Annotated in this window: 25 protein-coding genes; 19 read left to right on the top strand and 6 right to left on the bottom strand. The window is 37.3% G+C overall.

The genetic code is table 11. The features are described from left to right. Nucleotides 1-70 precede the first annotated feature (70 nt). From truA to ACSBFT_RS04525, 3 genes are read left to right on the top strand one after another with little or no spacing between them, the layout of a single operon-like run. Nucleotides 71-826, top strand: a complete 756-nt coding sequence (truA, locus tag ACSBFT_RS04535) for a tRNA pseudouridine(38-40) synthase TruA (protein ID WP_489603702.1) — start codon at nucleotides 71-73, stop codon at nucleotides 824-826. Beyond that, nucleotides 816-1,277: a GNAT family N-acetyltransferase gene (locus ACSBFT_RS04530; RefSeq protein WP_489603701.1), complete on the top strand. Its 462-nt coding sequence runs from the start codon at nucleotides 816-818 to the stop codon at nucleotides 1,275-1,277. Before truA ends, ACSBFT_RS04530 begins: the two co-directional genes overlap by 11 nt. After that, nucleotides 1,278-2,243 (top strand): L-threonylcarbamoyladenylate synthase, encoded by a 966-nt coding sequence (locus ACSBFT_RS04525; protein WP_489603700.1) that lies wholly within the window; start codon nucleotides 1,278-1,280, stop codon nucleotides 2,241-2,243. 2 nt (nucleotides 2,244-2,245) lie between these two features. Here the strand turns inward: ACSBFT_RS04525 and ACSBFT_RS04520 are convergent, their stop codons facing one another. Continuing rightward, nucleotides 2,246-4,942: an OmpA family protein gene (locus ACSBFT_RS04520; RefSeq protein ID WP_489603699.1), complete on the bottom strand. Its 2,697-nt coding sequence runs from the start codon at nucleotides 4,940-4,942 to the stop codon at nucleotides 2,246-2,248. A 189-nt stretch (nucleotides 4,943-5,131) separates the two neighbouring features. Between ACSBFT_RS04520 and ACSBFT_RS04515 the strand changes: the two genes are divergently transcribed. Genes ACSBFT_RS04515 through ACSBFT_RS04495 form a run of 5 tightly spaced genes read left to right on the top strand, consistent with a single transcriptional unit; the run spans nucleotide 5,132 to nucleotide 10,284 of the window. Further along, nucleotides 5,132-5,749 (top strand): WbqC family protein, encoded by a 618-nt coding sequence (locus ACSBFT_RS04515; RefSeq protein ID WP_489603698.1) that lies wholly within the window; start codon nucleotides 5,132-5,134, stop codon nucleotides 5,747-5,749. A gap of 59 nt (nucleotides 5,750-5,808) precedes the next feature. Beyond that, the gene (locus ACSBFT_RS04510) at nucleotides 5,809-8,343 is read left to right on the top strand and encodes an ATP-dependent Clp protease ATP-binding subunit (protein ID WP_489603697.1); all 2,535 of its coding nucleotides are present in this window, start codon (nucleotides 5,809-5,811) and stop codon (nucleotides 8,341-8,343) included. Nucleotides 8,344-8,365: 22 nt separating this feature from the next. Continuing rightward, entirely contained in the window at nucleotides 8,366-9,556 is a 1,191-nt protein-coding gene (locus ACSBFT_RS04505; protein WP_489603696.1) for a lipoprotein N-acyltransferase Lnb domain-containing protein, read from the top strand. A gap of 39 nt (nucleotides 9,557-9,595) precedes the next feature. After that, a complete protein-coding gene (locus ACSBFT_RS04500; protein WP_463046259.1) occupies nucleotides 9,596-10,120 on the top strand; it encodes a YfiT family bacillithiol transferase in 525 nt (174 codons plus the stop codon). After that, a complete protein-coding gene (locus tag ACSBFT_RS04495; protein ID WP_489603695.1) occupies nucleotides 10,108-10,284 on the top strand; it encodes a FeoB-associated Cys-rich membrane protein in 177 nt (58 codons plus the stop codon). The genes ACSBFT_RS04500 and ACSBFT_RS04495 overlap by 13 nt, the downstream gene beginning before the upstream one ends. Here the strand turns inward: ACSBFT_RS04495 and ACSBFT_RS04490 are convergent. Both ACSBFT_RS04490 and ACSBFT_RS04485 read right to left on the bottom strand, forming a co-directional pair. Continuing rightward, entirely contained in the window at nucleotides 10,268-11,035 is a 768-nt protein-coding gene (locus tag ACSBFT_RS04490; RefSeq protein WP_463046257.1) for a queuosine precursor transporter, read from the bottom strand. The genes ACSBFT_RS04495 and ACSBFT_RS04490 overlap by 17 nt on opposite strands. A 105-nt stretch (nucleotides 11,036-11,140) precedes the next feature. Continuing rightward, entirely contained in the window at nucleotides 11,141-11,791 is a 651-nt protein-coding gene (locus ACSBFT_RS04485; protein ID WP_463046256.1) for an ABC transporter ATP-binding protein, read from the bottom strand. A 121-nt stretch (nucleotides 11,792-11,912) separates the two neighbouring features. On the opposite strand from ACSBFT_RS04485, the gene sucC reads away from it, so the two are divergent. From sucC to ACSBFT_RS04470, 3 genes are read left to right on the top strand one after another with little or no spacing between them, the layout of a single operon-like run. Then, nucleotides 11,913-13,124 carry an ADP-forming succinate--CoA ligase subunit beta gene (sucC, locus tag ACSBFT_RS04480; protein ID WP_489603694.1) on the top strand — a complete coding sequence of 404 codons (1,212 nt, stop codon included), beginning with the start codon at nucleotides 11,913-11,915 and terminating at the stop codon, nucleotides 13,122-13,124. Nucleotides 13,125-13,178: 54 nt separating this feature from the next. Next, nucleotides 13,179-14,525, top strand: a complete 1,347-nt coding sequence (locus ACSBFT_RS04475; protein ID WP_489603693.1) for a TIGR00341 family protein — start codon at nucleotides 13,179-13,181, stop codon at nucleotides 14,523-14,525. Next, nucleotides 14,522-15,373 carry a mechanosensitive ion channel family protein gene (locus tag ACSBFT_RS04470; RefSeq protein WP_489603692.1) on the top strand — a complete coding sequence of 284 codons (852 nt, stop codon included), beginning with the start codon at nucleotides 14,522-14,524 and terminating at the stop codon, nucleotides 15,371-15,373. The genes ACSBFT_RS04475 and ACSBFT_RS04470 overlap by 4 nt, the downstream gene beginning before the upstream one ends. A gap of 8 nt (nucleotides 15,374-15,381) precedes the next feature. On the opposite strand, the gene ACSBFT_RS04465 is transcribed toward ACSBFT_RS04470, so the two are convergent. Continuing rightward, on the bottom strand, nucleotides 15,382-16,206 hold the full coding sequence (locus ACSBFT_RS04465; RefSeq protein WP_463046148.1) for a M48 family metallopeptidase: 825 nt from the start codon (nucleotides 16,204-16,206) through the stop codon (nucleotides 15,382-15,384). A gap of 101 nt (nucleotides 16,207-16,307) precedes the next feature. On the opposite strand from ACSBFT_RS04465, the gene ACSBFT_RS04460 reads away from it, so the two are divergent. The 8 genes from ACSBFT_RS04460 (at nucleotide 16,308) to ACSBFT_RS04425 (ending at nucleotide 23,025) form a co-directional block, all read left to right on the top strand. Continuing rightward, nucleotides 16,308-16,916, top strand: coding sequence for a fumarylacetoacetate hydrolase family protein (locus ACSBFT_RS04460; RefSeq protein ID WP_489603691.1), 609 nt, complete (start codon nucleotides 16,308-16,310; stop codon nucleotides 16,914-16,916). 83 nt (nucleotides 16,917-16,999) lie between these two features. Continuing rightward, nucleotides 17,000-18,808 (top strand): M23 family metallopeptidase, encoded by a 1,809-nt coding sequence (locus tag ACSBFT_RS04455; RefSeq protein ID WP_489603690.1) that lies wholly within the window; start codon nucleotides 17,000-17,002, stop codon nucleotides 18,806-18,808. Nucleotides 18,809-18,810: 2 nt separating this feature from the next. Beyond that, a complete protein-coding gene (bcp, locus tag ACSBFT_RS04450) occupies nucleotides 18,811-19,260 on the top strand; it encodes a thioredoxin-dependent thiol peroxidase (protein ID WP_463046145.1) in 450 nt (149 codons plus the stop codon). Nucleotides 19,261-19,356: 96 nt separating this feature from the next. After that, nucleotides 19,357-20,223 carry a transketolase gene (locus ACSBFT_RS04445; RefSeq protein ID WP_463046144.1) on the top strand — a complete coding sequence of 289 codons (867 nt, stop codon included), beginning with the start codon at nucleotides 19,357-19,359 and terminating at the stop codon, nucleotides 20,221-20,223. Nucleotides 20,224-20,237: 14 nt separating this feature from the next. Further along, nucleotides 20,238-21,194: a transketolase family protein gene (locus tag ACSBFT_RS04440; protein WP_463046143.1), complete on the top strand. Its 957-nt coding sequence runs from the start codon at nucleotides 20,238-20,240 to the stop codon at nucleotides 21,192-21,194. A 59-nt stretch (nucleotides 21,195-21,253) separates the two neighbouring features. Then, a complete protein-coding gene (locus ACSBFT_RS04435; protein WP_489603689.1) occupies nucleotides 21,254-21,802 on the top strand; it encodes an RNA polymerase sigma factor in 549 nt (182 codons plus the stop codon). Nucleotides 21,803-21,833: 31 nt separating this feature from the next. After that, nucleotides 21,834-22,568, top strand: a complete 735-nt coding sequence (locus tag ACSBFT_RS04430) for a hypothetical protein (RefSeq protein ID WP_463046142.1) — start codon at nucleotides 21,834-21,836, stop codon at nucleotides 22,566-22,568. Between the two features lie 4 nt (nucleotides 22,569-22,572). Further along, entirely contained in the window at nucleotides 22,573-23,025 is a 453-nt protein-coding gene (locus ACSBFT_RS04425; RefSeq protein WP_489603688.1) for a hypothetical protein, read from the top strand. A gap of 7 nt (nucleotides 23,026-23,032) precedes the next feature. Here ACSBFT_RS04425 and ACSBFT_RS04420 read toward each other — a convergent pair whose 3' ends face one another. Then, a complete protein-coding gene (locus tag ACSBFT_RS04420; protein WP_489603687.1) occupies nucleotides 23,033-23,488 on the bottom strand; it encodes a DUF4920 domain-containing protein in 456 nt (151 codons plus the stop codon). Continuing rightward, complete coding sequence (locus ACSBFT_RS04415) at nucleotides 23,488-23,901, bottom strand: DUF6157 family protein (RefSeq protein WP_489603686.1); 414 nt, start codon at nucleotides 23,899-23,901, stop codon at nucleotides 23,488-23,490. Before ACSBFT_RS04415 ends, ACSBFT_RS04420 begins: the two co-directional genes overlap by 1 nt. Between the last annotated feature and the right edge of the window lie 2 nt (nucleotides 23,902-23,903).

The following is a 23,903-nucleotide window of genomic DNA, read 5'->3' as shown; positions in this document are numbered from 1 at the left end:
CAAATAAGATTTGGACTAAAATTAAGTATTCCAGACGGACTAAAAGTTTAATTTTGCACAAATCTTAGGAATGCGATACTTTTTAGAAACAAGTTATTTAGGAACAAAATACCATGGTTGGCAGATACAACCAAGAGAAATTAGTGTACAAGAGTGCATAGAAGATGGTTTGAGTAGAATTTTACAAAGCCCCATCAGAATTAATGGGAGCAGTAGAACAGATACTGGAGTTCATGCCAGACAGCAATATGCCCATTTTGAGCTAGAAGAATTAAAGATGTCTACCACAGACCTCAAATGGAAATTAAACAGCTTCCTACCTAAAGATATTTCAATAACCCGTATAGTCCGTTTGGAAGATTTTAAGCATAGCAGGTTTGACGCTGTCAGCAGAAAATACATATATCGCATTAACCTTCAAAAAGACCCATTTTCTCTTGAAAATTCTCTTTATTTTAGAAGAGATTTAGATGTACAAATCATGAATGAAGCATCTAAACTTTTGTTAAAACATACAGAATATGAATGTTTTAGTAAAGTAAAAACTGAAGTCAATAATTATAGATGCACCATTCAAAACGTAGCATGGTTTCAATACGGTTCTCAATTAGAATTTCATGTTACGGCCAACCGATTTTTAAGAGGGATGGTGAGAGCTATAGTTGGAACACTTATGGATGTAGGGCAGGGACGTATGTCTATAGAAGAGTTCCAAAAAGTGCTTGATTCTAATGATCGAACCATGGCTGGAAGTGCAGCTAAAGCACATGGACTTACTTTAGAAGAAGTTAATTACCCAGAAAACTATTTCCAATATGATTGTTAGAAAATCAGACTCACATGAAATTGAGACTGTTAGACAGCTTTTTAGAGATTACGCCATAGAGCTAAATGTAGATTTATGTTTTCAAGATTTTGAGAATGAACTTTTACAGCTTCCAGGTGTATATAGCGAACCAGAAGGGTGCATTCTGGTTTTAGAAGATCAAAGCAAACAGCTTCAAGGTGCGGTGGGGCTTAAGAAATTAGAAGAAGGCGTATGCGAAATGAAACGCTTATATATTACTCCAGAAGGTAGAAAAAATGGGAATGGAAGAAAATTAGCTTCTGCCCTACTCGAGGAAGCCAAAAATAAGGGATATGAAATCATGAAGTTAGACACCATCGAAAGACTAGCACCAGCCATTGAACTATATAAAAGCTTGGGATTTTCTAAGACAAGAGCATATAATTATAATCCTGATGCCACCGTTCTATATTTTGAAAAGAAGTTATAAATGGCAGATATAGGACAGGATTTATCTAAAGCGAAAAACGCCCTTCAAAATGGAGGGTTGGTGGCCATACCAACCGAAACTGTATATGGTTTAGCCGCAAATGCCTTCAACGATGCCGCAGTTACCAAAATATTTAAGGCCAAAAATAGACCCTCTTTTGATCCACTCATTGTTCATACGGACACTATAGAAAAAGTTAAAAACTTTGTGGAATACATTCCCTTAGACCTAGAACTGCTATTAAGTCATTTTTCTCCAGGCCCAATAACGATCTTGTTGCCGAAGAAAAATATCATTTCAGATTTGGTAACTTCTGGTTTAGATAGAGTGGCCGTAAGGATTCCTAAACATCCTTTAACCCTAGATTTGTTGCGGCTCTTAGATTTTCCATTAGCAGCTCCTTCTGCCAATCCGTTTGGTTATATAAGTCCTACATCCGCACAGCATGTAGAACACCAACTTAGCGATAAGGTAGATTATATATTAGACGGAGGGGAGTGTTTAGTAGGTCTAGAATCTACCATTATTGGTTTTGAAAACCATAAATTAACTGTTTACAGAAAAGGTGGTTTGGCTATAGAGGAAATTGAAAAAGTAGTGGGGAAGGTCAATCTGAAAGAACATTCTAGCTCCAATCCTGCAGCTCCAGGAATGCTTAAATCGCACTATGCCCCCAAAAAGCAAGTCTTTTTCAAGGACCAGTTTTTAACTTCAAATCAAGAAATCAATCCGAATAGAATTGGATTCTTAGGGTTTGCTGAAGTTTTAAACTTTTTACCTTCCGAAAACCAATTCCTATTATCTAAAAATAGCAATGTAACAGAAGCAGCCCAAAACCTCTTTAAAGGCCTGAGGTTTTTAGACCAGTTAGACATTGATATAGTCTTAATAGAGTTGGTTCCTGAAACTGGCTTAGGTATGGCCGTAAACGACAGATTGAAAAGGGCTGCCGCTAAAGCCGAATAGGTTTAATTTTCTATAAGCACCATTTCCACTCTCCTATTCTTAGCCCTATTTTCTTCGGTATCATTATCTGCTACAGATTTCTCTTGACCAAAACCTTTACTCTGTATTCTGTCTGGATCAGCTCCTTTAAAAAACAAATAGTTTGCAACCGCCTTAGCCCGGAATTCCGACAAGCCTAGGTTTAGCCTCGGATCTCCTACGTTATCCGTATAACCTACTATTTCAATAATGAGCTCTTTGTTTTCTTTTAAGCTTTGAGCCAGCTCGTTCAACTGTTTTACTTCAGAATCTCTTATTTTAGAACTACCTTGATCAAAGAACACTTGCTCCAATAAGTAACGTTTCCCTAACGACTCCTTTTTAGAAAATTCGGAAGCCATTTGATTGACACTTGAAGGCAACTCAAAAGCCGGCTTTTCTTTCACAACTTCTGGCTTTTTAATGGCCACAGGTTCTTCCTTCGCCACAGAAACTACCACCGTTTTCTGTTCTTCTACTTTAGGCTTAGGAATCTCTTTCACTGGCTCAGGTATCACCGCTGCCACTTTCACCTCTTCCTTGATTGGTGCCGGAAGCTTTATCAGCTTAATAGATTTTATATAGTTTGAATTGGCTAAATCTTTTAGGAAAAAGGTTTCAGAATACCTTTCATATCCATCTTTAATCAACTCTAAAGAATATTGTGTTTCAAGTATCAAATCGGCCTCATACAATTTCTCTTTTGCAGAAAACTTCTCTGGAATTCTATCGCCCTTATCCGCATTGATGCGAAATGTCAAATTTCTTAACTCCGCATTATCTTCAATATTTTCAATCTTAAACTTTACGGGATATTTGTCTTTTTTGAGCATCACCTCAACGACCTTGCCCTTCACCATGTCGGGCTTTATTTGCCCTATAAACGGGCTATAATCCTTTAATCTCACCTCCAAAGCGTATGGCTTTCCCTGTCCATAATATATTTTCTTATTGCCCTCTGATGCAGCTCCTATCAATGTCATTTCTTGCTCGCCAAGAAAATATCTTACATTGGCATTTAAAACTTCTTTACTAAGAAAGTCAATAATATTTAACTCATACTGTTCTACCCCTACAGCTGTCAAATACAACTCTTGTGAGTTACTAGTAAGTACTTTAGGCACTACATCGGATTGATAACCTTCCGCGGTTATGGAGTAATTGACATTTCGTTTCTGATTCATTTTTGTCAGAAAAACGCCATCTTTTTTGGTGTTGTAAACAAACAATTCCTCCCCCTTTTCGGTAATAATTTTCAAATCTGCATTAGAAACAGGCTTATTGGTAAAACGCTCCAACAAGGTGTAGGAATGCGTAACCTCTGGAGTCCAATAAAGCTCTATGTCAAATCTCTTATTGTCTTCTTTTAAAGCTTTGGTAACATTCTGATATCCTAGTCCACCAGTTTCTATAAAATAGCTTTTTTCTGGATCGGTAATGAAATACCAAATACCCTTATCATCTTTTTTCACACCAGGCACTTCCTCTCCTCCCGGCCCAAAAACTCTAAAAATAGCCTCCGTCACTTGCTTCTTACTATAATGATCAATGACCTGAATGTAAAACTGTTTATCTGCTTCTACCAAACTATAGGAAGGCTGTACACTACTACCGTAAAGACTGGCTACACCCACAGTTCCAGAACTAGGCACGTAGCCATCGCTCTGTATTTCCACTTTATAATTTCCCGTTTCATCGGGTCTTATTTTTTCACCCGTCTTATATACAAAAGATTTACTAACACCGCTTGGGGAAACCATTTTAATAAAAGCGGGGATAGGTTTCTTGGTATAACTGTCTATAATAATAAATTCAATGTAAGCATAAGGACGCATGATGGCTTTCAAATCTTCTCTTTGAGCCCCTTCAATGGTCTTATTATATTCTCTATAGTTTTCCGAAGTACCTTTTATTTCATAATTAATCCCATTTTTGAAGGTAAATAGAACCACACCATTAGGGGATACTTTATCATAAACTATTTTACCTGAAGCCGTTTCTTTTATGGTTACATTGGTACTTACCAATGAACCAGTTTGCTCATCTGTAAACCTAACGGCAACTTCATTACCTGGTTTAGCTAGCGAAATCATCTTTTCTATTTGATTAGAAGGATTTCCTATTTGCACTTCTATCATTTCTGTACTTTCAGAAAAACCAGCTGCATTGGTTTTAATTTGATAAGAGCCTGCCTGTTTTACTATCAAATCATATCTTGGGGCATTTCTAGTGGTATTGCCCCTTCCTATCATACGACCTTCAAAAAACACTTCAAAAGCTGCAGGTTCATTTCTACTACTGAGTATATCTACTGCAGCAATATGTAATGTTGCCGTTGGCCTTTTCTCCACAGAGACCTTCACCTCATCACCGTCCGAAACATCAGGCTCTAGGAGTAGCTTTTCCTCTACATAATAAAAGTCATTGATAGTTTTTAACTGAACCTCGTCCTCTTTGTTAATATCGAAGTACTGACGCTTATCCTCCGTTTTAATTACATAAGAATGACCCGTTTTTCTAGACTCTGCACGCCACTCCACTTTTACCAGCTCACCGTTAAAAGAGTCAGCTGCTTCCAAGTAAATTCTCTTTTGAGCTGAAGAATCAATACTGTTTAAAAATGCCAAAAGTAACATTGGCAGGAAAAAAAACTTATTAGGATTTCGTTTGTTGAAAGTCATTTTATCTATAAAGCGTAAAAGCACAGAAATTATAAACTTGAAGATAAGATGCTCTAGCATCCTAAAATCTGGAAACGCAGCAATTTTGACAAAAAAATGTCAATTTCCACTAAATATTGAATGTTTTCATAAATCTAAAACGATATAAAAACTAAATATTATAAGTTTGAGAAACTCATTATCTGCTTCATGCTAAAACGGCTATTACCTCATATGTTATTTACTCCAAATTTTTTGCCATGCATCGCGTATTTTCAAAAAATTGTGGAAACAGATGTGATAGCCTTAAATGCAGATGACATTTATGTGAAGCAGACTTACCGCAATAGAAGCAATATTCTTGGAGCAAATAAAAAGGAAAGTTTAATCGTTCCAGTGCATGCCAGCTCCACCGTTACACCTAGTCAAGAAGTGACGATCGATAACAGAATGCCTTGGCAACGAACCCATAAAAGAACTTTGGAAGCCGCTTACCGAAGTTCGCCTTTCTATCAATATTATGACTACCTGATGATGCCAATTTTCGAAAAAAAATACAATTTCTTATTAGATCTTCAAATAGATAGTTTGACATTTTGTCTGAAAGCCCTTCAATACAAGCAGACAATATGTCAGGAGCCAAAAACGCCCGCCAAAGTCCTAATTAACATAAAATCAAAGGTTTTACCATCCAATTTTCATTTTGAACCGTATTTACAGAACTTTGGCAATGAGTTTGTACCTAACCTATCTATAATAGATTTACTGTTTTGCAAAGGACCTGAAGCTAACCGTTACTTAACAAATCAAAGTCTGAGTGAACAGTAAACATCCTATTTTCGTTATATTTGAAACTAACACGAATAGCGTGTACTAAATATCAATAAATGGAACCCAAATTTTCACAGAGAGTAAAAGAAGTAATTTCCTTAGCGAGAGAAGAGGCTTTGCGTTTGGGTCATGACTACATTGGCACCGAACATTTGATTCTAGGCATGATTCGCGAAGGCGATGGTATGGGTTTAGAACTGATCAGGAAAACTGGCATCAAAATTACTGACTTGAAGCAGAGCATTGAATCTGCGACACGTGGCACAGCCACTAATAATATTAAAAACCTTGCAAACATTCCGCTCACAAGGCAGTCTGAAAAGGTTTTAAAAATCACTCATCTTGAGGCCAAGATATTCCGTTCGGAAGTTATTGGAACAGAACACCTACTTCTGGCTATCTTAAGAGACTCAGACAACTTAGGATGTCAAATAGTGAACAGATTCAAGGTAAACTATGAGTTGATTAAAGAAATGCTGGAATACCAATTGACAGGCGAAAGTCCAAGTATGGAAAACCCAGATACCGATGACGAGGAAGGAAGACTTTTCTCTAATCCTGGAAAAGGTGCCACTGGCTCGAGAGATGCCAAAGGTGCTGAGAAATCTAAAACACCTATTCTAGATAATTTTGGTAGAGATTTAACCAAAATGGCAGAGGCTGGTAAATTGGACCAAATAGTAGGAAGACAAAAAGAAATAGAGCGAGTAGCTCAAATATTATCTAGGAGAAAAAAGAACAATCCAATACTTATTGGTGAGCCTGGTGTGGGTAAAACAGCCATTGCCGAAGGTTTAGCATTGAGAATTGTGGAGAAGAAAGTTTCTAGGGTATTATACGGCAAAAGGGTAGTAACATTAGATTTAGCTTCATTAGTGGCAGGTACAAAGTACAGAGGTCAGTTTGAAGAAAGAATGAAAGCGGTAATGGCTGAATTAGAAAAATCTAAAGATGTCATACTTTTCATTGACGAAATTCACACCATTGTAGGTGCTGGTGGAGCCAGTGGATCTCTAGATGCCTCAAACATGTTTAAACCTGCTTTGGCCAGAGGCGAAGTTCAGTGCATTGGTGCTACTACGCTTGATGAGTACCGTCAATATATAGAAAAAGACGGAGCATTGGCTAGAAGATTTCAAATGGTCATGGTGGATCCTGCTTCTGTAGATGAAACCATAGAGATTTTGAATAACATCAAGGATAAGTACGAGGAGCACCACCATGTGAATTATTCGCCGGAGGCTATTGCTGCTGCTGTAAAATATTCCGATAGATATATTTCTGACAGATTTTTACCAGACAAAGCCATTGATGTGATTGATGAAGTGGGTGCAAGAGTCCATATCAATAACATTCATGTTCCTCAAGAAATCATCGAACTAGAAGAGGCTGTAGAGAATATTAAGGTAGAGAAAAATGCTGTAGTTAAAAGTCAGCGTTATGAAGAAGCCGCTCAGCTTCGCGACAAAGAAAAGAAACTGATAGACCAACTAGACCGTGTTAAGCTAGCTTGGGAAGAAGAAAGTAAAGAAAAGAGGCATCTCGTTACAGAAGATAACGTAGGTGAGGTTATTGCCCAAATGACTGGAATTCCGATTAACAAAGTTAATATGAATGAAGGTGAGCGTATGCTCAAAATGGGTGATTCTCTTAAGAATAGAATCATTGGTCAGGATGAAGCCGTTAAGAAACTGGTGAAAGCCATTCAAAGAACGAGAGTAGGCCTTAAAGACCCGAAAAAACCGATTGGCTCGTTCATTTTCTTAGGTCCTACCGGTGTAGGAAAAACGGAATTGGCGAAAGCACTGACAGAATATTTGTTTGACTCCGACGAAGCTCTTATCAGAATAGATATGAGTGAGTACATGGAGAAATTCAGTATCTCTAGATTGGTAGGAGCCCCTCCAGGATATGTGGGTTATGAAGAAGGTGGTCAGCTTACAGAAAAAGTTCGTAGAAAGCCTTATTCGGTAATCCTTTTGGATGAAATCGAAAAAGCACATCCAGATATTTTCAATATTTTACTTCAAGTATTAGACGACGGTGTTTTAACAGATAGCCTTGGTAGAAAGGTGGATTTCAGAAATGCCATTATCATCATGACTTCTAATATTGGTGTTAGAGATTTGAAAGATTTTGGAGCTGGCATTGGTTTCAGCACCAAAGCTAGAAAAGATAATCAGGACGAGGCTGTGAAAAGCACCATTCAGAGTGCTTTGAGAAAAACATTCTCACCAGAGTTCTTAAATAGACTGGATGATGTTATCATTTTCAATTCTCTAGAGAAAGAGTCTATTCATCAGATTATAGATATCTTGCTTAGAAAGTTATTCGTAAGAATCAACGGTCTGGGTTATGAGATAGAAGTAACAGATGCAGCCAAAGACTATGTTGCAGAAAAGGGATACGACCAACAGTATGGAGCCAGACCGTTAAACAGGGCCATCCAGAAATATGTGGAAGACCCAATGGCTGAAGAAATTCTGAAAGGTCAGTTGAAAGAAGGAGATGTCATTCATGTAGACTATGATGGTAAATCTGAAGAACTAAGTTTCTCTAAAAAAGGGAAAACTCAAACTGTAGAGCCTTAGTATTGCTTACTTTAAGATAAGAATGAACATAAAATATTTAGTGCTCATATTTAGTCTGTTGTCCTTTTCGGGCAACAGACTTTTTTGTCAAACGCTATCGCAAAACAGCGAAGTATCCTTATTGACCATTTCTCCTGGAAAGGAATTATTCTCTTTTGCTGGCCATACAGCCATAAGGGTAAAAGACCCTCAAAACGGCATAGATGTGAATTTCAACTATGGCGTTTTCGATTTTAGAACCGAGGGTTTCTATCTTAAATTCTTAAAAGGTACCCTACCCTATCAGATTGGTGCTTATAACTTTAGAGACGAAGTACCCAGCTGGACAGAAGACGGACGTGGTGTTACGGAACAAGTTTTAAGGTTAGATTCTACCCAAAAACAACAGGTATTTGATTTTCTACTTCATAATTATCAACCTGAAAACAGAAAGTACAATTACAAATTCTTTTATGATAACTGTGCTTCCAGAGTTAGAGACGTTTTTCAAACCGTAGCTGGAGAAAAATTAAAACTGAGCCCAACCCTAAATGCAGACCAGAGTTTTAGAGATTGGCTGGATATATACAACAGGAAAAGCAAAAACGACTGGACGGAGTTCGGAATGAACCTTGCTTTAGGACTGCCGTCAGACGAAAAAACAAACGCTTTAAGAGCCATGTTTATTCCTGATAACTTAATGCATGCCATGGATTCGGCAAAGGTGTTTAGTGATGGTAAATGGGTGAGTTTTGTGAAAACAAAAAAGGAATTAAGCCCTTATACCCTTGAGCATTCGTCATTTCTTATAAAGCCTTTTCTTTTATTTGGCATCATTTTCTTGATGGTAGCTTATATAACATTTATAGAATACCAGAGAAAGAAGTGGTATCTCTGGATGGATAAGCTCCTCTTTAGTCTCACAGGAGTAACAGGCTGGTTTCTTCTTGTTCTTTGGTTTTTAACAGACCATGGCGTAATGAATCAAAACTTAAATTTACTTTGGGCTTTCCCTCCTGTTTTTCCTTTGGTTTTATTTCTAAACAAAAAGGCTGATAGCCAGTCGATTATTAGCAAACTTTTCTTAATTCAGGTCATTTTAGCCATTATTGTGATAGTAGGGTTTTCATTTCTACCACAGGGCTTTCATCCTGCTATTATTCCTATAGCCGGTACGGTACTTCTACGATCGTATTTTATCTGGAAACGGAAGACCAACTCAGAACCATTATAGATAAGTAAATGTTTTAAATACAAACACAATTATAGTATTATGATTGATTTTCAATACCCAATCGGTAAATTCAAAGTTAAGAAGGATTACAGCAAAGAAGAGGTTGCAGAATTTCTAAGCATCCTTAAAGACTTTCCAAGCGAATTAGAAAAAGTTGCTGCTGGTATTACGGATGAACAACTATCTAATGTTTACAGACCTGATGGCTGGACTGCTCAACAGGTAGTGCACCATATTGCAGACAGTCACATGAATATGCTAATACGTCTTAAATGGACTTTAACAGAAGATTCACCTAGGATAAAGGCATATTTTGAAGACAGGTGGGCGGAACTACCAGATTACAATCTGCCCATTCAGCTTTCTATAGATATGTTAAAGGTTATTCATGCCAAAGTGGTAGCACTTCTAGAAAACTTAGACGAAGAAACTTTAAACAGAAGTTACGTTCACCCAGAGACGGAATATAGTTTCACATTGGAAAGTGTGATGGCTCTTTATGCTTGGCATGGAGCTCATCATATTGCACACATTAAAATTTGCAAAGGAGAATGGTCGTCATAGAAAACATAGTCATTATTGCACTGTCAGGGTTGGCCTTAGGCTACCTCATACGAATGGTTTACAAACAGTTTTCTTCTGAAGGAGCTGGTTGTGCATCGTGCTCGGGAGGTTGCTCTGCAACCAGTCAAATGGATTTCCCTGAAATTATTAGTCAGAAGAAGTAGCTGCATCAATTAATTGATCCGACTCTTCTTTTCCAAGCCATTTATCTATCAAGTAATGAGCAAGGTAAATAAGAGGTGTTAGAGCTATGGCTATAAAGAATTTAAAGATATAATTATTGGTAGAAACCTGCCCTACCTGCTCTAAAGACCAATTTCCGAAAACATAGAAGGCGATAAAAATTACTACAAAAGAATCGATAAGCTGCGAAACCACGGTAGAACCTGTAGCTCTTAACCAGATAAATCTATTTTTTGTTATTTTTCTTAGTTTATGAAAAACAAATGCATCCAATATCTGACCTATTAAAAAGGCTGATAAGCTTCCTATGATAATACCAAGCCCCTGCCTGAAAATCATCTTAAAGCCTTCATTAATATTGATAGACTGTCCGTTAGAATCTATAGCATTTACATCCAGCCAGAATGCTGCGGGCTTAACATATACCGCAAGATAAATGACTAAAAAACTAAAAGTAATAAGAGCCGCGGCTAAGTAAGATATAAACTTTACACCTTTTTTTCCATAGTATTCATTGATTACATCGGAAACAATAAAAACGATAGGCCAATTAAGTGTTCCAGCAGTTAAAGCAAAACTCAAATCAAAACCTAAAACAGAATAACCCGAGCCATCAAAACCTAAGGTCTGGTCTAAACTAAATATCTTGGCCCCAATAATTTCTGCCGTAATGGCATTGGTTAAGAAGATACCACAAAGTATTATGTAAAGTTTTTGCTTTTTTGAGCCCATTTGTCAATTTCTAATAGTCTTGATTAAAACTTTTGTTGGAATATTTAGTGTACATTTTGTTTCCCATTCCTACTTAATTCTTCACATCATCACACAAATACCAAACTAAACCACTCTACCATCTTTGAGCGTGATTACCCTATCTGCCATATCGGCTAATTCTTTATTATGCGTGACAATCACAAAAGCACAATTAAATTTCGCCCTTATATCTAAAAGCAAATTATGTAAATCAAGGGCATTTTGAGTATCTAAATTACCGGTAGGTTCGTCGGCAAAAATAATTTTAGGCGAGTTTATTAACGCTCTGGCCACAGCTACTCTTTGCTGCTCACCACCAGAAAGTTCTGAAGGTAAATGCTCACTCCTATCCTTCAATCCTAAAGTAGCCAAGAGCTCAGAAGCCCTCTTCTTAACTTCTTTTTCATTTCTTTTTCCTATCCAGCCTGGCAAGCAGACATTCTCTAATGCCGTAAGTTCCGCCATGAGGTTATGAAACTGAAAAACAAAGCCTAGTTTCTCATTTCTAAGTTTTACTATTTCTTTTTCTGACATAGAACTCACCTCCATATTGTCCAAGAAAATCTTCCCTAAATCCGATGAATCCAATGTGCCCAGTATCTGAAGTAATGTTGTTTTTCCTGCCCCCGAAGGCCCCACTATGGCCACTATTTCACCAGAAGCTATTTCAAGGTCAATCCCTTTCAAAACTTCTAATTCACCATATTTTTTATAAATACCTTCTGCTTTGAGCATGTAATTCTCTTGTTTTAATAAACAATATTATCAGTTTTTAGCTTTTTATCTTATGAATGAAACGATTATTTCCCTAATTTGCCCAAAAATTAGAAAAGTTCAATTCTCTTAATCTCAAATAATGAACATTCACGAATACCAAGGTAAGGAAATTTTAGCCAAATATGGGGTAAGAATCCAACGAGGAATCGTTGCTGAATCTCCTGAAAGTGCAGTTACGGCCTATAAGGAAATTGCAAAAATGACAGATTCAAAATTTGCTGTCATTAAGTCTCAAATCCATGCTGGTGGAAGAGGAAAAGGCCAGATAGTGGGAATGGAGCAACGTGGTGTGCAGCTAGTTAAATCTGCTGAAGACACTAAAACTGCTGCAAGCAACCTTCTTAGGAATGTTTTGGTGACACACCAAACAGGTCCTGAAGGAAAAGTAGTTAATAAGGTATTAATAGCTGAAGACGTTTATTATCCTGGAGATAGTGAGCCGAAAGAATTCTACATTTCTATTCTTTTAGATAGAACAAAAAGCTGTAACGTCATCATGGCTTCTACTGAAGGTGGAATGGACATTGAAGAAGTAGCTGAGAACACTCCTGAGTTAATTTTCAAAGAGTGGATTGACCCAAGAGTAGGCTTACAAGCTTTTCAAGCAAGAAAAGTGGCCAACAAATTGGGCTTAACTGGTGGAGCTAATAAAGAGATGGTTAAATTCATTTTCTCTTTATATAAAGCATACGAAGCTTCGGATTCTGCTATGTTTGAAATTAACCCAGTTTTAAAAACATCTGACGATAAAATTTTAGCAGTAGATGCCAAAGTAGATTTGGACGACAATGCTCTTTACCGCCATCCAGAATTATTAGCTTTAAGAGACAAAGCGGAGGAAGATCCAATGGAAGTAGAAGCTTCTGAAAGTGACTTGAACTATGTAAAACTTGACGGAAACGTGGGTTGTATGGTGAATGGTGCTGGTTTGGCTATGGCTACAATGGATATTATCAAACTTTACGGTGGAGAGCCAGCTAACTTCCTAGACGTAGGCGGTTCTGCTAACGCTGTAACGGTAGAAGCTGGTTTCAGAATTATCTTAAAAGACCCAAATGTTAAAGCGATTTTCGTTAACATTTTTGGTGGTATTGTAAGATGTGATAGAGTAGCTACAGGTATTGTTGAGGCTTACAAAACTATAGGAGAAATTCCAGTCCCAATTGTAGTAAGACTACAAGGAACAAATGCAGAAGAAGGTGCTGCAATTATCAATGAATCAGGTTTAAAAGTATTTTCTGCAGTGAAATTGAAAGATGCTGCCGAATTGATTCAAAAAGTTTTAAATTAAGAAGAATTACTTCTAATATTGACTCCGTGAATAAACCATTCACGGAGTTTTTTTATGATACAAATCTGGAATGAAGTAAGAGGCCTAGCAAAAAGATTTCTTGACCTAGAATCTGATAGAGCCTCCTATAATGAAATTATTGAGCGTATAGAGGCTGGGGTAGAATTTAGAGGTACCAACCTCTGGATTTTAATGTTTGCCATCATAGTGGCCTCTGTGGGTTTAAATATGAACTCCACTGCTGTCGTAATTGGAGCCATGCTTATCTCGCCATTAATGGGTCCCATTATTGGATTGGGTTTAGGTGTCGGGATTTATGATTTTCAACTTATCAAAAGGTCCTTCAGAAGTTTGGCCACTGCGGTTATAATCTCCGTATTAGCCTCTGCCCTATATTTTGCCTTGTCACCTATCAGTGATGCACAGTCGGAATTACTTTCTAGAACTACTCCTACGGTTTGGGATGTTATCATCAGTTTTTTTGGTGGTTTAGCGGGAATAGTCGCTTTCACTAGAAAAGATAAAAGCAATGCCATTCCTGGTGTGGCCATTGCCACAGCCTTAATGCCACCGCTATGTACGGCTGGTTATGGCATAGCTACAATGAATTTGGCCTACTTTTTAGGTGCTTTCTATTTGTTTTTCATCAATAGCGTGTTTATTAGTATTTCCAGTATGATTATCATACGTTTCTTGAAAATACCTAGCAAGAAATGGGTAGATGAAGCACGCCAAAAAAAGATGCGTTCCTATGTGTTTGTTGTTGCTGTTGTGACATTAGTGCCAAGTGTATTCATGGCCGTTGATATTGTGAAACGAAGTATTTTTGCTCGAAATGCTAGTAATTTTATAGATAATGAGTTTAATTATAAGGATTCCAACGTCATAGAGGAGCAAATAACTCCTAAAGAGAACAAAATAGAAGTATACTTATTTGGTTCACCCCTTCCTGAAAGTGAAATTGACAGGTTAAAATCAGAGTTATCAGATTATAATTTGGAGGGTGCTGAATTGATTATTAGGCAGAATCAACAGAATCTTGATCTACCTGACGCTGAAAGTATGCGGACAGGAATTATTGAAGATTTATACCGGAGGAATGAGGAATTGGTTAAAAATAAAGATGAAAAAATCAGTCTACTGGAAAAAGAGTTATCTTCATTTAAAAGTAACCAACTCATCCAAGATGATGTCTGTAAGGAATTAGAGGTTCAATATCCGAAAATAGTAGCAAGTGCCTTTAATACCATGATAGTGCATCATAAAGATGCCCCAAAGGATACTGTAACCATGTTTTACATTCATTCAGCGTCCCCTATAAGGACCTCCGATCTTAATAAAATGAAAGCATGGTTAAATGTTAGGTTGAAAACGGATAAAGTAAATATTGTTCAAAATTGAAAAAACTAAAAGACATTCTAGACTATACTTTTTTCCAATATAAGGATTACCACTTTGACTTGGCACACGTTATGATTGTGCTATTGATTATATTAATCACAAAACTGATAATCTTATCTTTCAAAACTGTTCTAAACAAATTGGTAAAAAGAGAAAGAATAGATGCTAGAAATAGTCAAAGTTTCCAATTACTCTTTAAATACTTTATATCCACTTTAGCTTTTGTGCTCATTTTAGAGACGCTTGGCGTTAGGGTTACTATATTATTGGCAGGTTCTGCCGCTTTACTGGTTGGTTTAGGATTAGGCCTACAGCAAATATTTTCTGATATCGTTTCAGGTATTTTCCTACTGGTAGAAGGTAGCGTAAAAATAGGAGACATTATGGAGGTGGATGGAGGGTTAATAGGAAAAGTGACTAAGATTAACCTCAGAACCAGTGAAATACAAACAAGAGAAGGTATTATTATCATAGTACCAAATCATAAGTTCATTGTAGAAAACGTGGTCAACTGGAGCCACAATGCTACATTAACGAGATTCTCGGTAACAGTAGGTGTATCCTATGATAGCAATCCTGACAAGGTTAAAGAAATACTCTCTATGTGTGCCGCAGAACATCCAGATATTACCATCACTACCATTAACCCCGCTGTAGTTCGCTTAGTTAATTTTGGAGATAGTTCTCTAGATTTCCAATTACTTTTCTGGAGCAGAAATGGCTTTTTAATTGAAAATACTAAGTCGGATTTGAGATTTATGATTGTCCGTAAATTCAGAGAGAATGGCATTGAAATACCATTCCCTCAGCGTGACCTACATTTTAAAAACGGAATTCCTCCGAAATAATTCTTTACTTATTTTCCTCCGTAAGCGTAATAATATTTCATAGCCTTTGGAAGCAATGCTTCTAAATCAGCAATTCTTTGAGCATCCGCAGGGTGTGTCGATAGTAATTGTGGCGGTTTTTGCGAACCTTCACCTGCCTTTGCCATTCTCTTCCAAAACGCCACAGCTTCTGAAGGATTATATCCTGCCATGGCCATAAATATTAACCCTAACTGATCCGATTCAGATTCTTGTTTTCTACTGTTAGGTAACACACCACCTAGTTGCGTACCTATACCTAATACTTGTCCGGCTGTATTCATAACCTGCTCATTATTGGTAATCACTCCTGCAGCTACCGCTCCAACTTGAGTAAGCCCCTGAGCCACCATCGCTCTGCTCATTCGTTCTCTACCATGCTCTGCAATAGCATGGGCTATTTCGTGTCCCATAACCACGGCTATACCATCCTCAGACTCACAAATGGGTAAAATCCCTGTGTAAAAGCAAACCTTTCCGCCTGGCATACACCATGCATTGACTTGACTATTTTCCACAGTAATAAACTCCCATCTATAACCATCAATGGCCGAACTGTAATTATTCTGTATTAAATAATCCTCTACAGCCTTCTTAATTCTAGAACCCACTCTAGCCACTTGTGCTGCATCGGCTTTTCTCAATGGAACTACCATGGAAGTGTCTTTAAAACCTTTATACTGTGCAAAACTCAATTCCATCATCTGGTCTGAAGAAACCATACCAACAAACTGCTTGCGGTTTGTCAGAGGTACTCTCTGGCAAGACATGGCTATAAAGCCAAGGGCAAAAACTCCGAGAAATAAATTTTTCATTCTTTTCATAATAAGGTGCAATTCTTTCTAAAAATATTAAGCGTTTGTTTATTCTGTATTTGGTAAATTTGTAAAAAAGATACGTAAGAAAACGAAAAAGGATGAAAATTATCTGTGTAGGAAGAAATTATGTTGATCACATCGAAGAGCTAAAAAATGATTTCCCGACGGCTCCCGTTATTTTCTCAAAACCTGATTCAGCAATCTTACGGAAAAACGAGGCATTTTATTATCCTACTTTCTCAAATTCTATCCATCATGAGGTAGAAGTCGTATTGAAAGTTTGCAAGCTTGGGAAAAATATTCAAGAGAAATTCGCTCATAAATATTATGACGAAATAGGCTTAGGTATAGACTTTACCGCACGTGATATTCAGTCTGAGTTAAAGCAAAAGGGTTTACCATGGGATCTGGCCAAAGGCTTCAATGGCTCCGCTCCTATTTCTGAGTTTTTCCCTAAGGAAAACTACGATATGAAAGATTTGAATTTTAACCTTGAGGTTAATGGAGAAAATAAGCAAATAGGAAACACTTCTAAGATGATTTACTCGTTTGACTATCTGATTAGCTTCATTTCACAATACTTTACGCTTAAAATTGGTGATTTGATTTTTACAGGTACGCCAGCAGGAGTAGGAGAAGTAAAGGTAGGTGACAATCTCAAGGGATATCTTGACGGTTCTATAATGTTTGATTTTGATGTAAAATGAGCTTAACTGGCTTTTCTATAATATATTATTTGTTTCTATTCTTTCCATTTCTGACTGCAGAAAAAGAGGTGGTCCAAGAAGTCGTGGACCCATATGTAAAAGGATACTTTATCTTTCCATTGAGTCCAGGAGTTACTACTTCATTGTCTGGCTCTTTTGGAGATTTAAGGTTTAACCATTTTCATGCTGGCCTAGATATTAGAACTGGCGGACAAGAAGGTAAAAGCATTTATGCAGCCGCTGAAGGCTATGTTTCTAGAATAAACGTATCCACTGGAGGCTACGGAAATGCACTTTACATTACACATCCAAATGGTTTAACCACCGTATATGGTCATTTAAAGGAGTTTTCGGAACCCATAAAGAAAATACTTTTGGCCGAGCAATACAGGTTGGAAGATTTTTCGGTAGATCTAGTGCTTGACCCCGCTACTTTACCTGTAAAAAAGGGTGAGTTAGTAGCGTTTTCTGGTAATACAGGCGGTAGTGGTGGGCCACATCTACATTTTGAAATAAGAGACGAACAAGAAAACACCTTGGATCCAGCTCTTTTTGGCTTTAAAGAAATAAAAGACAACACTGCCCCAGTAGTAGAGTTTATAAGTTTAAAGTGTCTTTCTGCCGACGCCAGAATTAATGGTGTTTTTGGTACTTTCGACTTCCCCGTATCCAGAAATAGTGCTGGCGAATATTTCATAAACCGAAACATCAAGGTTTGGGGAGATATCGGCGTGGAAATTTATACCTATGACAAAGCAGAAACCAGCCCATTTAGACTTGGAATTAAATACCTAGAAGTTAAAAAGGATAAGATTTCGGAGTACAAATTTGTGTTAGATAAACTTGCTTTTCATAACAAAATAGACATGAATCTGCATACCAACTATCAAAGAATGGTGGAGGATAATGAAAAGCTGCACAAAGGATATTATGAAGAGGGAAACGATCTTGGCTTTTATACCTATAATGATAAAAGGGGACTATTAAGCTTTAGAGATAATATAAACCATGACATTAATGTAACTATCAAAGACACTTATGAAAATGTGCGTTACATCAACTTCTCTTTAACAAGTGACGAGTTAGAAGACAAAACCATTCCGAGCGTTCTAAAGTATAATGAACCTAATGAAACCACTGTGTCGGGTAGTTTCTTGAAGATTGTTAGAAAAAAATCTGGTAAAGGTTTTAGGCTAGTAGACGGTAATTTTGCCAAAGAGATTGCTCCATCTTATGGAAATGACACGGAAGAGACATTTATCATTGACCTGAAAGAAAACTATTTTAGCAGTTTTATGGATGGTGACCAAACATACCCTTCTCCTGTTACCGTTGAAGTTTCTAAAAGATTTAATAAAATAAAGGAGAAGAACTTTGAAATCGATTTTAAAAACGCCCTTTATCATCCCTTGTACATTAGTATAAACGCCAACGACCAAGAATTAAAATTAGATAGAGACATTCATCCAATTAGAAACAGGTTTGAAACCAAATGGAAGGTAGCAAATACAAATATTGACCCGGAAAAAGATAAGGTTTATCTTACAAGTGGAAGGCGTCCAAAATACATTGGAGGGCAATGGGAAAAAGAATCAATTGTTTTCCAACCGAAGGAATTCGGTGAATATGGAATACTTCGTGATGTTGTAAAACCCGTAATTACCGCCAAAACAGTTAACTCCAGCAGATTACTTTTTTACATCAATGACGCATTATCAGGCATCAAGTCTTTTGAGTGCCGCGTGAATGGCAAATGGGTGCTTATGGAGTATGAATACAAAAACGGTACAATCTGGTCTGAAAAGCAATTTAACGAACCATTTTCTGGTGAATTGGAGTTAAAAGTTACAGACCAATGCGGAAACCAAAATATTTACAAAACAACAATCTAATAATGGCACTTAAAGTAGGCGACAAGGCTCCCGAATTTGAAACAATTGATCAAAACAGTAAAATCGTAAAGCTATCTGATTTTCAAGGTCAAAAAGTAGTCATTTACTTTTATCCAAAAGATAATACACCTACTTGCACGGTTCAGTCATGTAATATTCGAGATAATTATCAAACCTTTTTAGATCAGGGAATTAAAGTTTTCGGAATAAGTACGAGTGGCTTAAAGGCTCATCAAAACTTTATTGAAAAGTTTGATTTACCGTTTGACCTTTTATTAGATACGGAGCATGAAATCACAGACTTATATGGTGTATGGCAAGAAAAAAAGACCTTTGGTAAAACTTATATGGGAACCGTTAGAACCACATTTGTACTCGATAAAAACGGTGTTATTGAAAACATTATAGACGATGTTAAATCCAAAGAACACTCCGAGCAAATCCTCAATTAATAAGTGTCAATAAGACAATTAATTGAATTTAAGCTTTCATTTGTGTAGTAAATCCCTATTTTTGTGCAGTTTTTCAATTCAAAATCAATATTTTAAATGCAAATCAAAGAACTTCAGGACGTAGCCTCTCAGGTCAGAAGAGATATCGTACGCATGGTACACGGTTGTGCTTCTGGGCACCCAGGTGGCTCTCTTGGCTGTACAGATTTGCTGGTAGCTTTATACTTCCAGCAAATGAAAATCAATAATAGAAAAGGAAAAGGCGGTAATTTGTCTTTTAAAATGGACGGCGAAGGAGAAGATTTATTCTTCCTTTCTAATGGTCACATCTCGCCTCTTTTCTATTCAGTACTTTCTAGAAGAGGTTATTTTGAAGCATCTGAAATGGCCACTTTTAGAAAATTAGATTCTAGACTTCAGGGGCATCCTACTACCCATGAAGGTCTTCCTGGTATTAGAGTAGCCTCTGGTTCTCTTGGTCAGGGTATGTCTGTGGCTATTGGAACAGCACTTGCCAAAAAATTAAACGGAGACGATAAAACCGTTTACGTTTTAATGGGAGACGGTGAGCAGCAAGAAGGACAAGTATGGGAAGCAGCACAGTTTGCCCCACATCATAAAGTAGATAACCTGATCGCTATCATTGACTATAACGGTCAGCAGATTGATGGTTCCACAAACGAAGTGATGAACAACCTTGATTTGAAAGCTAAATACAAAGCTTTTGGATGGAGAGTTATGGAAATTGCTGATGGTAATGATATGGAGCAAGTGGTGAAAGGTTTGCGTAAAGCCAAAAGAATTTCTGGAAAAGGCGTACCTATCATGATCTTGATGAAAACTGAAATGGGAGCTGGTGTAGACTTTATGATGGGAAGTCATAAATGGCATGGTATTGCTCCTAACGATGAGCAATTGGCGGCCGCTTTAGCTCAATTACCTGAAACTATAGGAGACTATTAAAACCTGAACATATCATGAAGAAATATACATATACAGAAACGCAAGATACACGTTCGGGTTTTGGAGATGGCATGACCGAACTAGGAAGAACTAACCCTAAAGTTGTCACGCTATGTGCAGACTTAGTGGGTTCTTTAAAAACTGCCACTTTTATCAAAGAAAACCCAGAGCGTTTTTTCCAGACTGGTATTGCAGAAGCAAACATGATGGGCATAGCCGCTGGTTTAACTATTGGAGGTTACATTCCTTACCCTACCACTTTTGCCAACTTTGGCTCTGGTAGAGTTTATGACCAAATCAGACAATCAATAGCTTATTCTGACAAAAACGTCAAAATAGCGGTTTCTCATGCGGGCCTTACGCTTGGAGAAGATGGTGCTACCCACCAAATTCTAGAAGATATAGCAATGATGAGGGCCATGCCAAACATGACGGTTATTAATCCTTGTGATTATAATCAGACTAAAGCTGCTACTATTGCTTTAGCTAGCCACGTAGGCCCAGCGTATTTACGTTTCGGTCGTCCGAAAGTGCCGGTTTTTACTGACCCAAATCAAAAATTTGAGATTGGTAAGGCATGGATGGTAAACGAAGGTACGGATGTCAGCATATTTGCAACTGGTCATCTCGTTTGGGAGGCTATTCAAGCTGGTGAAGCTTTAGCAGAAAAAGGAATCAGTGCGGAAATTATCAACATTCACACGATTAAGCCTTTAGATGTTGCGGCCATTTTGAAATCTGTTCAGAAAACAAAATGTGTGGTAACTTGCGAAGAGCACCAAGCAAACGGCGGATTAGGAGATGCTGTAGCACAAGTTTTAGCTAAGAACTTTATTGCTCCTCAGGAGTATGTAGCTGTAGAAGATTCATTTGGTGAGTCTGGTAAGCCAGAGCAACTGATGGAGAAATATGGTTTATCTTCAAATAACATTGTAGAGAAGGCTCTAAAAGTTATCGGAAGAAAGAATTAAGAATAAATTCCTATTTTTAGGGGTTTTCCAATTCAAAAATTGGGAAACCCCTTTTTTTTATGAAGACAGAAGAAATAATAAAACAACTCCTACTAAACGAAGAATCTCATACAGAAGCCTTCCAGCTCATCTTAAAAGAGTATAAGGAAAGACTTTATTATTTGATACGTAAGATTGTCATAGACCATGACGATACCGATGATGTACTTCAGGAGGCCTTTATCAAAATCTGGAAGAACCTTGATAAGTTTAGAGGTGACGCTAGTCTGTACACATGGCTTTATAGAATTGCTACGAATGAGGCTCTTACTTTTTTAAGAAGGAGAAAAGACGCTAAGAATATCTCAATGGATGAAAATCCTGAACTTATGAACCTCGTGGAATCTGGCAATAATAGTTTTCAAATGTCTGGTGATGAAATAGAAATGAAACTGCAAAAAGCTGTCTTACAACTACCTGAAAAACAGCGAATAGTGTTTAATCTAAAGTATTTTGAACATATGACCTACGATGAAATTTCTGAAGTTACAGAAACAAGTGTTGGTGGCTTAAAGGCCAACTATCACTCTGCCAAAAAGAAAATTGAAGATATTTTAGGAGGGCACTAAACCTTTGAGTCTTATTTACATCTAATAGACCGTGGATAACAAGAATAAAAATATAGATAAGCGGCCAAAAGAATCACTGGACACTGAAAACTACTTTAAGTCTTTGGAAGAAAGCATTTTGGCCAAAACTATGGGAACAGGCTATCACCTTCCATTAGGTTTAACGCATCCCTATGTAGCTCCTAAAGGTTATTTTGAAGCACTAGAGACAGATATAATGTCTCTAACCTCTTTAAATTCATTCCAGCTTACCAATGACATTCGTCACCCTTTCAAAGCTCCTGATGGCTATTTTGATGCTTTAGAAGCTAAGGTTCTTGATTCGACAGCTACTTCGGGAGCCTATCAGTTGGTAGAAAATATTGGTCATCCTTTTACTGCTCCTAAAGGCTATTTCGAGTCCTTGGAAAGTAAAATTTACCAGAGCACTATGAACATCCAGCATGAACCTAGCTCTCCTTTCAAAGTTATCTGGAAAAGTTATGGTGCCTTTATTAGACTTGCAGCTGCTTTAATTTTAGTTGGAAGTGTGGCTTTAGGTATTTATAATAATGCTGCTAAATCTACCACTGAAGAGTTAACCCTGGCTGAACTTAACTCAGACGCTATTCTTTCCTACTTAGAAGAAGAAAACTTTGTTTTAGATGATTTTAGTGAGCTGGATGCTCCAACAGAGTTAGAGGCAACAGACTATTCAAGTATGGATGATTTGACGGAGGATGAGCTTTTACAATTAATTGATTTTCAATTTACTGATGAGATATAATTCTATGAAAAACACTTATTTCCTAAGTTTAATTTTAATCATTTCTAGCATGGTTTCTACTTATGCACAAAAAGGAAATGCAAACATGGAAAGAATCAAAGCTATGAAAGTGGCCATGATTACCGAAAAGCTAGAATTAACAGAAAGTCAAGCCAAAACTTTTTGGCCTACCTATTATAAATTTGAAGGTGAAAGACGCCAGATCAATAGAGCTGTAAGAGAAAAAATGAGGTCTGGCAGTTCTCAGGATTTAAGCGAAGCGGAGGAAATAGCTATGCAAGACGAAGTTTTTGAACTAAAATCTGAAGAGGCTGAATTGGCAAAAAAATATAGACCTCAGTTTTTGAAGTCTATATCTGCAAAACAATATTCTGACCTAGTTCTTGCAGAAAAGCAGTTTAATCAAATGCTTTTGCGAGAGCTTAATGAAAGAAGAAGAGAAAAAAGAGACAAGTAATGTTTCCCTATCTTGCGGGCACCAAAACGCCATCCGCTATAAAAGTGAGGGCTATTTCTGGCTCAGTTATGGCTTCAATTTCGGCTTTACTTTTACCAGCGTCTTTAGCGTAATGTCTCAACTCAGATACTGATGTTTCTGTTATTTCGGGTTTCCCTTTAAATACCACTTTAGTTCCTGCTAAGTTTTTAGGAACAAAGAAACCGTAGTCTTTGAAAGTAACACGCATGGTCTCGCCATTCTCTAGATTCACGGTCATCCAGCATCCTTTTGCTTGACATACCGCATTTACTTCTCCTTCCACCTCCAAATTTTCTGTTTGAGACAGATCCATTTTCTTCAAATCCGAAGCTTGCGTGGTCTTTGTCTTCTCAAATGCATCACCATAGCTTTTAAAGTTTTGTGCTAATGAGCCAACCGAAAAAATGGCTATTGCCGATAGGGTTAAAATTATTCTTTTCATTATTTGATTCTTTTAGAACGCATGGCCTTCGTTTGTGCCAAGTCTTGATTATTTATAAACGTACTATACTCCTCCGATTCTATTCCAAAAATGGCCATCTTCCCATCCTCATTATTGTGAACACCCCATCCATATCTCTTTGTCAAAGGAGAAGCTCTAAAACACGGCTGTCCTTTTGAAAAGAACTGCTCTCTGGCTTCGCTCCATTCACTTTCAGGTATTTCATTTTTTATTGTAAATACCTTAAAAAGAACGTCGTCAGACGTAAATTGGTACGGATGTTCATAAACCATTTCAAACTGCATATTGGCAATGGATTTCTTTTCCCCTTTTAATGGAGGGATCTCAGCCGCTTCTGCTGAGCAATCTTCGGCAATCTGAATAAAGGTGTTATAATAATTTGTAGTGCTCATTT

It is taken from the genome of Arcticibacterium sp. SM2516 (assembly GCF_057914865.1).
The sequence above is the reverse complement of the archived record's forward strand: the minus strand, read 5'-3'. Positions and strand labels throughout refer to the sequence as shown.